This window comes from Streptomyces sp. STR69, from assembly GCF_024519455.1.
GTDB lineage: Bacteria > Actinomycetota > Actinomycetes > Streptomycetales > Streptomycetaceae > Streptomyces.
Genome location: NZ_JALJRY010000119.1, coordinates 1 through 282, shown reverse-complemented (window position 1 = coordinate 282; position 282 = coordinate 1). Strand labels below are relative to the sequence as shown.

Sequence of the window (282 nt, the reverse complement as noted above, 5' to 3'; positions counted from 1 at the left end):
ACCGCTTCTTCTCCCACCAGCCGGACCTCAACTACGAGAACCCGGCCGTACAGGAAGAGATCCTGGCCGCCCTCCGCTTCTGGCTGGACCTCGGCATCGACGGCTTCCGGCTCGATGCCGTGCCCTATCTCTACGCGGCCGAAGGCACCAACTGCGAGAACCTGCCAGCCAGTCACGACTTCCTCAAGCGCGTCCGCCGCGAGATCGACGCGATGTATCCGGACACCGTGCTGCTGGCGGAGGCGAACCAGTGGCCCGAGGACGTCGTCGACTACTTCGGCG

At 65.6% G+C, this 282-nt stretch carries 1 protein-coding gene; it reads left to right on the top strand.

What is annotated here, in order from left to right; genetic code table 11:
• Nucleotides 1-282 (top strand): alpha-amylase family glycosyl hydrolase (locus OC490_RS49225; RefSeq protein ID WP_262064580.1); only part of this gene is annotated, 282 nt, incomplete at both ends.